Raw genomic sequence first — 13,555 nt, forward strand, 5'->3', positions numbered from 1 at the left:
GGATGTAAATAATTGAAAACGAATTGTCTAAAAATAATTCTGAATTGTTAATAAAAATTGTGAATAAAATTTTGATAACTATACCTGTTGCATAACTTTGTTACTATGAAAATCGAAGTATATATCTCACAGTTATTGTATCGTTATCAGTGTGTAACGGTTCCAGGATTTGGTGCATTTTTAACCGAAACTCACTCGGCGCAGCTGAATGAAAGTACTAATTCGTTTTTTCCTCCAAAAAAGACCATCTCTTTCAACAGTCGTATCAAAAATAACGACGGATTGTTAGCAAATCATATCGCGCAAGCAGAAAAAACATCTTATGGTTTTGCTGTAAGTGCAATTGCTTTTGAGGTTTTGAATTGGAAAAAAACTTTGGAAGAAGGAGGCGTAATCCTTTTAAAAAATATTGGAGAATTACGTTTAAACGCTGAAAGCAATGTTATTTTCAAACCAAACGATCAAACCAATTATTTGGCAACTTCTTTTGGGTTAAGCCCTTTTGTTTCTCCGATGGTGAAAAAAGAGGTTTTCGAGAAAAAAATAGAAAAAATTGCAGCAAAAGAAAAAGATGCCGTTTTATTATACGAAAATGAAGAAGAAACCAAATCTTCAAGTCCATTTTTACGCTATGCAGCAATTCTTGTATTAGGACTTGGAATTACAGGAAGCATCGGTTATCCTTTGTACCAAAATCAAATTGATAACCAGACACTTGTTGTAGAACAAGCGGTTCAGAAAAAAGTACAAAACAAAATTCAAGAAGCCACTTTCTTTATCAAAAGTCCGCTTCCAGCTGTAACTCTTTCTGTAGATTCTGCTGCTGTTGAAACTGTTGAACCAACAATGCCGTATCACATTATGGCGGGTGCTTTTAGAAGTGAACAAAATGCTAGAAAAGCTTACAACCAATTAATTAAAGACGGTTTCAAAGCGAGAATGCTAAAAGAAAACAAACACGGTTTATTTCCTGTTTTGTACGGAAGTTATGCTACAATGAAAGAAGCCGAACAAGCTCAAAAAGAAATACAAAAAGGCGAAAATCCACAAGCTTGGATTCTGGTCGAAAATCTATAGATTACTTTATAATCCTGTTCGAAAGAGCAGGATTTTTTTTGTTTTTTTCCCAAAGAATCAAACTTGATTGTTTTTAATTGCTCACAAGTTCCACGCGAAACATTTCTATCGCAATATTCGCTGCCTTTCGAAAACAAAACAGTTCTATCTTTTTCAAAAAGCACAAAAAAAGTAGTAGTTTGAAGGGTTAAAATCTTGTCAATACAAATGTTTCACGTAAAACTTTTTATTGCAGAAGCAATTCTTTCTATAAACAAACTTTGGTCTTATTCTATCATTCTTAAATTTTTCTGTGGCATGCGTTGAATATTTCATGGCATAAATTCGTCCATAAAAATATTTACAATGAACAGAATTATTAAAATAGCGGTCTTAGCTTTATTATTAAATTTAAATTCCCAATCCTTTTTTGCACAGCAAATACAAAATGATACTTCTCAAGAATTTCAATTCAAAAAAAACGAAGTTCAAACACAGCAAATTCTAAAAGAAAATCATAAAATTCTAGACGATAGAATTGACGCTCTTAAAAAAGAACAAAAGGAATTGGAAACCAAAAAGAAAAATCTAACAAAGGCCGAAAACAATCTAAAATCGACTAAAGATAAAATTGGCAAACTGGAAATAGCCAATCAAAAAATCGAAAACAAGATTACAACTATTTCGGTTTCTGAGGAAGAGCTTCAAAAACAAAGAATCAAAACCAAAGAAAATGAGGTTGCCATACACAAATTGAAACTGACACAAATGAATCAAGAAAAAGAACTTGAAAAAGCAATGTCAGCCATTTAAAAGCGAAAAAGCCAGATTCCAATGAATCTGGCTTTTTGTTTATCGTGAAACAATCTTGGCATCTTGCGATAAAATTTCTTTTCCGGATTGATAAACCGTCAAAACTGCTGGCGGTGAATCTTTTTCTCCTAAAACGATAAAATAACATCTGTATTTGAAATTGCCTTTTTTAAATTCGTAATGATGATTTCCGCCTGTTCCATCCGCAACAAAAACTCCTTTTTCAATTACGAGATCTGGAATATCGGTCATTTTCTTTTTGATTGACCACGAAGCGTAACGGTAATTGTTATTTCCTAAATCGTCAATTCTAATTCTGAATTTTGACGTTTCTAAAATTGCGACAGGTTCTTTAAAATTTGAAAGCGAAGCATTTACGTTTTTTTTCTGCTTCGCAATTAATTCATTTTTCAATTTCAGTTCTTCCGCAGATTGGTTATTGATGCTGATAATTTTCCCATCGGTATCAATCCATAAATCGCCTTGATTTAGCATTATGCCTCGCCAGCCCATTTCTGACCAATCTTTTGCAGGATCTGATTTTGTTATTTTATCAATCAAACCTTTATCAAAAATCTGGTTGTATCTTTTTACAAAATCTGCTTTATCCTTAACCGAAGGAATTGGATAATCTCGCTTAAACGGAAATTTGATTCGTTTTGCAATTGCCTCTTTATCGCCGTTTTTCACTTCAAGAATAAATTTCGAAATAAACTTTTGGTATTCGGGTTTCAAATCTTGAGCATTCAAAAAAGAAGAACTAAAGACCAAAATTGTTAGCAAAATTTTAAATGTTTTCATATCAAAAATAATTTAATTCATTAGAAATTAGATTTTTGAAAAACAAAAAACAATGTTTCACGTAGGACGTTCAAAAAAATCAATTGATGCTTGCCTTGAACATTTTTAGTTCGTCCCAAGTAAATTCATCTCCATATTTTTCTTTTAAAGGGCTCAAAGATTCTTCTTGATAAAACTGAAATGCTTCTCGCAAAGCCAAAATTTTATCGTACGGCAAAACATCTGCAATTTCAATTTTTTTGGACTGAATCAATCTTACCAAATGCCCTTCGACGGTTTGAACTGTTAATTTACGCATTCTTGCAATATCTTCAACCGAATTTTTATCCATCCACAAATCGTATGTTTCTTCGACTGTCGTTTTTTTAGCCGTTTTAAGCTCGTTTTTCTCCGTCTTAGCTGATTTGTATCGCGCAACGGGTTCTTCGGTTCTAAAAATGTCTGTATTTGTCGTTTTAAGCTCGTCTCGAATCCTCTCCGCTTTGTTGCTTTTGTAATTTTTAATATTTGACGATGTCAGCTTTTCTTTGCTGATTTCTTCACCGGCCACCACAACTTCGATCAATAACTTGGCTTTCATTAATCGCAAAACGGCTTTCGTCTGAAGATCTTCCAAAAAGTTAAGCTCTTCGTAGAATTCTTTTACTTTTTTAAATTTTTGAATTTCAGCCATTTTATAAATCAGATCATCGACTAATTTATCCATCGCTTTGAAAAAATAATCGTAAGCCGCATCTACCCTTTCTTTCACAAAAAAAAGATCGACTGTTTCTTTGATAAAAATTTTGTTGAGCTGCGAAATGAATTTCTGCGAAGGATCTAAAAGCTGCTCCATAATTTCCATTCGCTTATGCGCCCAAACTGCGTGTTTCGTTTTTTCAGAACCTGCAGCATTTTCGTTATAACTGAAACGGTGATTTCGCCATTCTTGTGCTAATTCTCCCCAATTAAAACTGTTTATCAGATAATTGTGAATAAAATTTTTAGTTTCAAAATGAAGCGCCTTCTCCAAAGTTTCTTCCGTTGCTCTGTTCAAAGCGTAATCCATCACATCTTGGTCGTTGGAAATACCATTCATCTGCATCGGAGAAAGCAAAATAAGCCCTTCTAACGAACGCAAACGCGAAAGTGCTACATAGGCCTGCCCAGGAAGAAAAACTTGCGATACATCGAGCGCTGCTTTGTCAAAAGTTAAACCTTGGCTTTTGTGCACCGTAATCGCCCAAGCCAACTTAATCGGATAATGTGCAAAAGTTCCTAAAACTTCTTCTTCGATATCTTTGGTTTGTTCGTTGACTTTGTATCGAATATTTTTCCATTCATACTTTTCAACTTCGAGCGTCATGTTCTCTTCTGGAAAGTGAACAAAGATTTCTTCATCAGAAAGCGATTTGATTACGCCCATTTTTCCGTTGAAATATCTTTTCTCAAAAGATAAATCGTTTTTGACAAACATAATTTGTGCGCCGACTTTCAATTTCAATTCTTCTTCGACCGGAAAGATCTTTTCTGGAAAGTCTCCCACCACAAATGGCGTATAAACGTATTCTTTACCATCTAAATCATTGATTGACTGTGAGTTGATTGAATCTGCCTTAGCATTATGCGTTGTCAAGGTGATATACCCTTTATTCTCTTTGAAGTCAAAATCTGGCTTAACATACTGATTTAGAATAGTGATGTCTTCTGGAGTGATCTGATTATTTCGAAGATTGTTCAAAACCGAGATAAAAGCATCATCCGTCTGACGGTAGATTTTTGATAATTCGATATAAATCGGCGGATAGGTTTGGAGAACATGGGAATGGAAAAAGAATTTTCCGCGGTAATAGTTTTTCAGCGTTCGCCATTCTTCATCACGAATAACTGGCGGCAGCTGCAACAAATCTCCAATAAATAAAACTTGAACGCCACCAAAAGGATGCGTGTTTCTTCGAACGGTCTGCATCATGAAATCGACCGCATCCAATAAATCAGCACGCATCATACTGACTTCATCAATCACCAATAGTTCCATGTTCTTGATTACATTTCGCTTGACGTTATTCATTTTGAAATGTCTTCGAAGCGATTCTTTGTTTTCAAACTTTACTGTTTCTGTAAATTGCGCACTCACATCGTACGACGGAATAAACGCAGAAAATGGAAGCTGAAACATAGAATGAATTGTTACGCCACCCGCATTCAAAGCAGCAATACCCGTTGGAGCAACGACCACAGTATTTTTATGCGTTGTCGCGATAATTTCGCGTAAAAGCGTAGTTTTTCCTGTACCTGCTTTTCCAGTAAGGAAAATAGATTTCTGAGTCTGATTAATGAATTGTAAAGTGTAAGCTGCCGCTTCTGAAACGTTCTGCATTGGGCTTGTATTAAAAAAATAAAATTACCGCATTTTTATAAAAAGAAAAAACCTAAATCACAGTGGATTTAGGTTTTCAGTAATTTAGTTAGTTTGGTAGTTTTTATTTTTTAGCTTCGCCTTCTTTTGTTTCAGCTGCTGGTTTTGCATCTGTTTTTGGCTCTGCTTTGTATTTGTCGTTTAATGCTTTTACAATTTCTTTTGTAATGTCATATTTCTCTTCAGCATATAAAATAGATGCAGCATCTCCTGTTCCATAAATGTAAGAGTAACCATTTTTCTTTCCGTAGTCTTTAATGAATTTTTTAACTCCACTAACAAGAGAATCCATTTCAACACCACTTTCTTGTTGCAATTGTTGTGCTAATGCTTGTTGCGCATAACCTAATTGCTGCTCTCTTTTTTGCAATTCAGCACCTCTTTGCTGTGCCCAAGCTTGTCCGTTTGCTTGTGCTTGGCTTTGAAAATTAGCAGCGTCTTGTTTAAAACGTGAAATCTCAGCTTGTAATTGTCTACCTTTTTCTTCCGCTTGAGCTTTGTACTTTGCCTCTAAATCTTTTGCCTCAGTGTATTCTTTCATCAAAACCGAAGTATCCACGTAAGCTGTTTTTACTTCCTTTACCTCTGCTGTTTTGTTACAAGAAACTGCGAAAACTGAAAGTGCGATAATAACTAATGCTTTTTTCATTTTTTTTAAATTCTATTTTTTTAAGTATTGAAGACAAAAATATAAAAAAATCAATAGCATCAGCATAAAGTTTAAAAAATGCGCAAATTTTATGATATTGTTTTTATTTATCGGAAAAATAATAGCAATAATTCAACTTTATAGCATAAAAAAGGCTTTTTTCTGCTCATTTTTTAAATCAAAAAAAAAAGCTATTTCGCCACGAAAGGACAAAATAGCTTTTTGAGCGTATTTTTGAATTTATTTGTTTTTTAAAACGTAAATATGCGATGAATATTCTTTTGTCTTCTTCGCTTTCCAATTTGATTTCAAACCAATGAAAAAAGCTTTAATATAATTCATTTTTCCCGTTTTGTATTTTTCGGACAAAAGGCTCACATAAAATGAATCGAACTTCATTGGAAGTATTTTTTCTAATTTCATGTCTACTCTTTCAAAAAGCACTTGAATCGATTTTTTAGAAAAATGCCAAAAGTGAATTGGCACGTCATAAGCTGCCCAAAAAGTTTGATAATGATTCGCATCAAACGATTTGTAGTTTGGAACCGCAACAATTAATGTTCCAGTTGGCTTTAATAAACGCTTTAATTCTTGGATCTGATTTTCTAAATCTGGCACGTGTTCTAAAACATGCCACATGGTAATAACATCCAAAGAATGATTTTCTAACATGCTAATTTCTTCTACAAACGAAATTCCTTTTTGTTTGGCAATATTTTTTGCTCGATCACTAGGTTCTACTCCAATTGTTTCCCAACCGTCATTTTTTGCTGTTAAAAGAAAATCACCTGTTCCAGCACCAATATCTAAAATTTTACCTTTTTGCGGTTGCTGGCTATTGATTAAATTCAATTTGTTTTGAAGTGCAATATTTTTCACAAAGTGATATGCTTTTTCAAATAACGAACGTTTGTTATCTGTATGCGAAATATAATCTTCGCTTTCGTAATATCTTCCCAAATTTTGAAGTTCAGGTTGTGGAGAAGTAATTAGCATGTCCAATTCTTCATCGTAATACAAATCAAAAATTTCTTTTGAAACAGAATGGTCTTTAACCGTAAGAAAATGTTTTTTGTTTAAAACGTTCATTTTTTAATTTTATAGATATTGGGTTTAATTTATAGCAAATCCTAAAAACGAAATTATTTCATTTTTAGGATTTATTGTTTTTTTAATTGTTTGTTTTTTCAAAACGTTTCACGTGGAACATTAAATTTTGTTTCAGGTTTCAAGTTTCAGGTCTGAAGTTGCGAATAGAACGTGAACTTTAAACTTGAAACAAAACTATTTTATCTTCCCATATAAATCAAAAGCACGGAAATATCACTTGGTGATACTCCGCTGATTCTTGAAGCTTGCGAAATGGTTACAGGACGAATCTTGCTTAATTTCTGTTTTGCTTCAATAGACATTGATTTGATTTTGTTATAATCGAAATTGTCTGGAATTTTTACCTCTTCCAAACGATTCAACTTATCTGCATTATTTCTTTCTTTTTCGATATATCCAGAATATTTCACCTGAATAACGGCTTGCTCTACAATTTCTTCATCCAAATTATTCTCTTCGATATATGCAGAAACTTTTTCAAATTTCAACATATCTTCCAATTCAATTTGCGGACGAGAGAAAATCTTGAACATTTTATCTCCTTGCGAAATTGGTGCAGATTCTTTTGCTTCCAAAATTGGATTTGTTTCTGCAACTGATACGCTTGTTTCTTTAAAAAACGAAACCATCTTTTCAGATTCATTTAGTTTCTTTTCCATTCTTCGTAAACGAGCTTCAGAAGCTAAACCAATTTCGTATGACATTGGAGTTAATCTGAAATCGGCATTATCTTGACGCAACAATGTTCGGTATTCTGCTCTTGATGTAAACATACGATATGGTTCTTCTGTTCCTTTCGTAATCAAGTCATCAATTAGAACTCCGATGTAGGCTTCATCTCGTTTTAGAATTAACGGATCTTTTTCATGAACTTTCAAGTGCGCATTTATTCCGGCCATCAAACCTTGAGAAGCAGCTTCTTCATATCCTGTTGTTCCATTAATTTGTCCAGCGAAATACAATCCTTCAACTAACTTGGTTTCCAAAGTATGTTTCAATTGTGTCGGCGGAAAAAAATCATATTCTATAGCATAACCAGGTCTAAAGAATTTTACATTCTCAAAACCTGCTACCGAACGAAGCGCTTTGAATTGAATATCTTCTGGAAGAGACGTTGAAAATCCGTTTACATAAACTTCACAAGTATTCCATCCTTCTGGCTCCACAAATAATTGGTGACGCTCTTTATCTGCAAAACGATTAATTTTATCTTCAATCGATGGACAATATCTTGGTCCTAAACTTTTGATTCTTCCGTTGAACATTGGAGAACGATCAAAACCTTCTCTCAAAATATCATGAACATTCAACGACGTGTACGTCATGTAACAAGAACGCTGATGCGTTAACGGAGAAGTCACATCTGAATAAGAAAACTTATCTGGTTTTGCATCTCCTTTTTCTTCATTCATTTTAGAATAATCCAAAGAACGTCCATCTACACGAGGTGGCGTTCCTGTTTTCATTCTTCCTGCTTCAAAACCTGCTTTGATCAAATCTTCGGTAATTCCGGTTGCAGCACTTTCTCCTGCTCTTCCTCCTCCGAATTGTTTTTCTCCAATATGAATTAAACCATTCAAAAAAGTACCGTTTGTCAAAACAACAGATTTGGAACGAATCTCCACACCAAGTGAAGTTCTAATTCCTTTTATCTTTCCGTTTTCAATAATTAACCCTTTTACCATTTCTTGGTAAAAATCAAGATTTGGAGTTCCCTCCAACATCATTCTCCATTCTTCTGCAAAACGCATTCTATCACTTTGAACTCTCGGCGACCACATTGCAGGTCCTTTCGATTTGTTCAGCATCTTGAACTGAATTGCAGTTCGATCTGAAACAATTCCTGAATAACCTCCAAGCGCATCAATTTCACGAACGATCTGTCCTTTTGCAATTCCTCCCATCGCAGGATTGCAAGACATCTGTGCAATGTTTTGCAAACTCATTGTAACCAATAAAGTTTTCGATCCCAAATTTGCAGCCGCAGCCGCAGCTTCAGAACCAGCATGGCCTGCACCAACCACAATTACATCATATTCTTCTAAAAACATTTTGTTTTATTATTCTCCAAAAACCGCTAACGCGGTTTCTAGAATTACATTTATATTTTTCTTGTTCCACGTGGAACGTATTTTCTTTGTTTCAAGTTTGAGGTTCTATGTTTCAAGTTCAAACTGGAATCTTCAAACTGGAATCTTCAAACTGGAATCTTCAAACTGGAATCTTCAAACTGGAATCTTCAAACTGGAATCTTCAAACTGCCATCTTCAAACTGCCATCTTCAAATCAAATCTTCAAATCAAATCTTCAAATCAAATCTTCAAATCAAATCTTCAAATCAAATCTTCAAATCGAAATGTTTCACGTGAAACATTTATAAACTTCCATTCTAAACTTCCATTTTAAACTTCCATTCTAAACTTCCATTCTAAACTTCCATTCTAAACTTCCATTCTAAACTTCCATTCTAAACTTCCATTCTAAACTTCCATTCTAAACTTCCATTCTAAACTTCCATTCTAAACTTCCATTCCAAACTTCCATTCCAAACTTCCATTCCAAACTTCCATTCTGAACTTCCATTCTGAACTTCCAAATCAAAACTCAAACTTATGTTCCACGTGAAACGTTCTAGTTTTTCATTTGTCAAAATTTCAATTTTCAAGGATCGTTTCACGTGAAACATCACATCTAATCCTCAAAATTCAAACCTAAAAAATCGTTCCACGTGGAACGATTTAATCTTTTATCCGAATCCTTTATATAACGTTCCACGTGGAACGTTATTATTTAAATCCATCCTTTTTAAATATGTTTCACGTGGAACGTTATAAAAATCCAAAACGTTTCACGTGGAACAAATATTTGTTTTTTCTAAAGACATTTAACTACTGTTCCACGTGAAACATCTTCATCTTTTCTTCTTCTTTTGCTCTCATTAATTGAGCATCTTCATCTGTCTTATCTTTGTATCCACAGTAATGAAGTATACCATGAGAGAGTACTCTCTTAAGTTCTTCAGCAAATGAAACATTAAAGTCTTTTGCATTGTCTGCAACACGTTCCACAGAAACAAAAATATCTCCATTCAACTCGTTACCAACAGTATAATCAAAACTGATAATATCTGTAAGTGTATCGTGATCTAGATATTCAACATTGATCTTATGTAGATATTCATCATCACAAAATATATAATTGATTTCTCCTTCACTCTTCTTTTCAGAAACAATAACAGCGCTTAGCCAATCACTAAAAGCCTGCTCGTCTCCTAAAGTAAAATCTGTTTCGTAATTAAAATTTATCATTTTGTATTAAAGTATTCTTGAACTTTTTGATTAAAATTCGAGCGCAAAGGTAGTGATTGTCTGTTTAATATCTCTACACTGTTTAAATAATCCAATAGTGAACTTGGTAAAGCATTCGAACGATTTGAAAATTCAGTCTTATTTGTTTCAGATTGTCTTTGTGTATCTTGCCCTTGTTGCTGAACTGCATTGTTTAATTTCCATAATTCTTGTTGGATATTTAGTATACGTTGCAGGTTCTCATTCTTAAAACCTTTATTTAAAATCTGCTTTTCAGATTGCTTCATTTGATCTATTACAGATTTACCTTGAGAATCTAAACCTTTCTTAGCTAACTCTTTTTGTAATGCTTCTCTAAGTTTCACTTGCTCTTTGTAAATCTCCATAATAGCTTCTGCATCTCCTTCTCCATCTTCTCCTTCACTACCATTCTTCTCTCCTTTACCACTCTTTCCATCCTTACCAGAAGAACCTTTATCTCCACTTTTATTACCTTGTCCTTCTTTACCCTGACCATCTTTACCTCCTTGCCCAGACTTTCCATCTTTCCCTTCGCCAGACTTATCACCTTGTTGTTGTCCAGATTTCATTCCGTCTTTCATCTTATCTGCAAGACCTTTTTGTTTCTGGATAATATCTGGCAATTGCATTCCTTGCCCGTCTCCAGGTTTTGGTTTTCCAGCTCCCGGTTTAGACATCGACATTTGCATATTATTCAACATATCACTTAAAAAGTCTGCTAATTTATTAGCAGATGAAACTGCATATTGCTGGTGTGAAACTCCTCTTGGAATTTGAACATCGGTTAAGGTTTCTATAGCCTTGTCCATGTTGTATTGCACGTTTCCAATTTCTTTAGTTACGTCTTCAGCAACTTTTGGATTACGTAATGAAAGTGCAAACAAACTATCATCAACATGTCTGAATTGTTGTTTCAAATTCTGCTGAATCTTAATGTTCTTTGTAAAGGTTGATGAACCCAATTTCATTGCTTTAAACTGTTTCATCACATCTTCTTGTGATAAAGAATAAGCTAAAAGGTTATCTAAAATCTGACGTAGCATCGCAACATCTTCCTCCAATTGTTCTTGTTCTCCACCTTCCATTTCACTCTGCATATCCTGAGCCATATTTTTCATTTTCTTAGCCGCGCTTTTTTGTTTTGGCTTAGCCGAAGAAGTATTCTTTTTACTTAATTCTTCAGAAGCTTTCTTAAGATCTTCATCAACATCTTTCTCTTTTGAAGCATCAGATGGAATGTCCAAAGGTTTCTTCAAAGTCTTGTTTTCTTCTTTCAAATCTTTTAAATCTTCCTGAATCTTATCAAAAGATTTATTGATTTCATCTTGCTTCTCTTTTGTATTTTCTTTCTCTTTATTTGATAACTGTTCCTGTTGTTCTGACAGTTTATTTAATTTCTCAGCAACTTGTTCTGCTTTCTTTGAAACATAAAAACGCTTGGTTAACTCCACCAATTGTTCTAAATTACGAGATTGGTTTTTACTGATTTGTTTGAACTTTTCCATTTTATCAAACAGTTCTTCACTGTTTAATTTATCATTCAAGTTCTTTAATTCGTCTAATAATTTCTGATTCTTTTCTAAATCTTTCTGTGCATTATCTAAACGCTTTTGTAAATCTTCGGCCGTTTTATCTTTCTTATTATCTTTAAACTTATCTAGATTCTGATTCATTTTCTCAGAAAATTGTTTCATCATTTCGTCTTGTTGTTTCTGACGTTTGATAAAATCATTGATCTTCTGCTGATCTTTAAACTCTAAATTGTCTTTTTCTTTACCTGTGTTTTGAAGCTTATCCATTTCAGAAATCTGCTTTGTTTGGTTCTTCAAAGATTTAGATAAACTATTGATATTATTATTTTGCTGTTGTAATTCTTGATCTTGAATTTCATCTGTTGTAGCGACACGATCTGAAAACGTTGAAGACTTTGTACTCTTAAATCCGTGAGGTGCATCGTTATCAAAAACTTCAAAATAGTATTCGTATGAAACACCTTCTTCAACTGGAAGGTTACTTGGAAAATTAAAAACGAATTGATCAAATACTCCAGCCTTAACCGGAATGTTTCCACGTTTAGCAGACTGAGGTTTGTTACGTTCGTAGTATACAATTTGAAGTTTCGAAAGTCCGTAATCGTCACCCAATCTTCCCAAAATATAGTTCTTGTCTAGCTTTAAACTATCAGGCGCAGGCCCTACATTGATGGTTGGATACTGATCTTTGATTACAGACAGCTGATAGTCTAATTTTTCGTAGTTTTTAATCTTATTATTTGATGTAAGTATTTGATATTCGGTATTTTGACTTATATTTTTAGCCAATTTAAACTCATTTTCTACCTTATTAAACTTGAATACTTCATTCTCTCTTTTCCATGTTACTTCTTGGGTAGATTTGGTATTCATTTTCCAAGTTACGGTTGTTCCTTCAGGTACAATTGCATTTCCAGTTCCTTGAATTGTTTCTGATTTTTTCTTTAAATACGAAGGAAAATTCAAAACCATTTCGAAGTTGGCAATGGATGGAACAGTGATAACTTTCAAATCATATTCTTCCGAAAGAACCGAATTTCCTTCAAAAGAAAAACGAATATCTTCTGCTGGTTTCTCTACTTTAAATTCAAACTTTCCGGGTTGAGAAGATTCCATAAAATAACTTTCGTCACCAATATGAATCATCACATTTTCTGGAACTACGTTTCCAACAGATTCCATTTTGATTACGAAATCTTTGTTTTGCTCTGCTTGCAAATTAGAGTTCAGAACCACAAATTTGAAAGGAGCTGGTGGTAAAAATGCAGCATTAAAATGCACTACTCTATTCAAACTTTGAGAAATTACATTACTGTTTCCAGAAATATAAAACACGGCAAAAAGCAAAATTGGAACTAAAGCCAATGGCAAATATTTTTTGTTTGCTTTAAAATTGATTGCATTTCCAAACGGAATTGGTTGCAAAGAATTCGCCTTTTGTTCGATTGAAGCCAAAACCAATTCTGAACTTTCAGCATTATTTTCTGAAGACAATTGTAAAAAGTTCGTCAGCTTATCGCTCACTTCTGTGAAATGATTTCCAATAATTTTTGAAGCTTGAGAATAGTCAATTCCTTTTTGAAGTTTGAATAATTTAAATAATGGAAACAGAATTAAACGAACCAAAAGGAAAACTTCAACAGCAATAAAAATCCAAAAAAGGAAAGTTCTTCCCAATGGTTTTAACCAAAGAAAGTATTCCACAAAAAGCGTAAACAAAAAATATAATAAACCAAAACCAGTAAAAAGTAAGATCCCTTTTATCAATTCGTTGGTATAATATTTCTTAATGAAAGCCTCTAACTTTTGATATATTGCAGATGATGTCTTCAAAATAAATCTCTTTTAATTATAACCTATAAAAGTA

11 protein-coding genes are annotated in these 13,555 nt (G+C 33.5%); 3 read left to right on the forward strand and 8 right to left on the reverse strand.

Features of this window, described 5'->3' with window-relative positions:
- The first annotated feature begins 105 nt into the window (after positions 1 to 105).
- Together ABTV69_RS04710 and ABTV69_RS04715 are read left to right on the forward strand one after the other, a co-directional pair.
- Positions 106 to 1,077 (forward strand): SPOR domain-containing protein, encoded by a 972-nt coding sequence (locus tag ABTV69_RS04710; protein ID WP_433834514.1) that lies wholly within the window; start codon positions 106 to 108, stop codon positions 1,075 to 1,077.
- 345 nt (positions 1,078 to 1,422) lie between these two features.
- Positions 1,423 to 1,869 (forward strand): hypothetical protein, encoded by a 447-nt coding sequence (locus tag ABTV69_RS04715; RefSeq protein WP_433834515.1) that lies wholly within the window; start codon positions 1,423 to 1,425, stop codon positions 1,867 to 1,869.
- Between the two features lie 39 nt (positions 1,870 to 1,908).
- Here the strand turns inward: ABTV69_RS04715 and ABTV69_RS04720 are convergent, their stop codons facing one another.
- The 5 genes from ABTV69_RS04720 to mnmG form a co-directional block, all read right to left on the reverse strand.
- On the reverse strand, positions 1,909 to 2,670 hold the full coding sequence (locus ABTV69_RS04720; RefSeq protein ID WP_433834516.1) for a hypothetical protein: 762 nt from the start codon (positions 2,668 to 2,670) through the stop codon (positions 1,909 to 1,911).
- Between the two features lie 79 nt (positions 2,671 to 2,749).
- A complete protein-coding gene (locus tag ABTV69_RS04725) occupies positions 2,750 to 5,029 on the reverse strand; it encodes a helix-turn-helix domain-containing protein (protein ID WP_433834517.1) in 2,280 nt (759 codons plus the stop codon).
- Between the two features lie 103 nt (positions 5,030 to 5,132).
- Positions 5,133 to 5,717 carry an OmpH family outer membrane protein gene (locus tag ABTV69_RS04730; RefSeq protein ID WP_433834518.1) on the reverse strand — a complete coding sequence of 195 codons (585 nt, stop codon included), beginning with the start codon at positions 5,715 to 5,717 and terminating at the stop codon, positions 5,133 to 5,135.
- Between the two features lie 240 nt (positions 5,718 to 5,957).
- Positions 5,958 to 6,806 (reverse strand): class I SAM-dependent methyltransferase, encoded by an 849-nt coding sequence (locus ABTV69_RS04735; protein ID WP_433834519.1) that lies wholly within the window; start codon positions 6,804 to 6,806, stop codon positions 5,958 to 5,960.
- Positions 6,807 to 7,006: 200 nt separating this feature from the next.
- Positions 7,007 to 8,878 (reverse strand): tRNA uridine-5-carboxymethylaminomethyl(34) synthesis enzyme MnmG, encoded by a 1,872-nt coding sequence (mnmG, locus tag ABTV69_RS04740; protein ID WP_433834520.1) that lies wholly within the window; start codon positions 8,876 to 8,878, stop codon positions 7,007 to 7,009.
- A 107-nt stretch (positions 8,879 to 8,985) separates the two neighbouring features.
- Between mnmG and ABTV69_RS04745 the strand changes: the two genes are divergently transcribed.
- Positions 8,986 to 9,207 carry a hypothetical protein gene (locus ABTV69_RS04745; RefSeq protein WP_433834521.1) on the forward strand — a complete coding sequence of 74 codons (222 nt, stop codon included), beginning with the start codon at positions 8,986 to 8,988 and terminating at the stop codon, positions 9,205 to 9,207.
- 126 nt (positions 9,208 to 9,333) lie between these two features.
- Here the strand turns inward: ABTV69_RS04745 and ABTV69_RS04750 are convergent, their stop codons facing one another.
- From ABTV69_RS04750 to ABTV69_RS04760, 3 genes are all read right to left on the reverse strand, one after another.
- Positions 9,334 to 9,477: a hypothetical protein gene (locus ABTV69_RS04750; protein WP_433834522.1), complete on the reverse strand. Its 144-nt coding sequence runs from the start codon at positions 9,475 to 9,477 to the stop codon at positions 9,334 to 9,336.
- 238 nt (positions 9,478 to 9,715) lie between these two features.
- Positions 9,716 to 10,135, reverse strand: coding sequence for an rRNA maturation RNase YbeY (gene ybeY, locus ABTV69_RS04755; protein WP_144216437.1), 420 nt, complete (start codon positions 10,133 to 10,135; stop codon positions 9,716 to 9,718).
- Positions 10,132 to 13,521 (reverse strand): hypothetical protein, encoded by a 3,390-nt coding sequence (locus ABTV69_RS04760; protein ID WP_433834523.1) that lies wholly within the window; start codon positions 13,519 to 13,521, stop codon positions 10,132 to 10,134. Before ABTV69_RS04760 ends, ybeY begins: the two co-directional genes overlap by 4 nt.
- Between the last annotated feature and the right edge of the window lie 34 nt (positions 13,522 to 13,555).

Origin of the sequence: Flavobacterium anhuiense (assembly GCF_050990855.1) — a bacterium.
GTDB lineage: Bacteria > Bacteroidota > Bacteroidia > Flavobacteriales > Flavobacteriaceae > Flavobacterium > Flavobacterium anhuiense_C.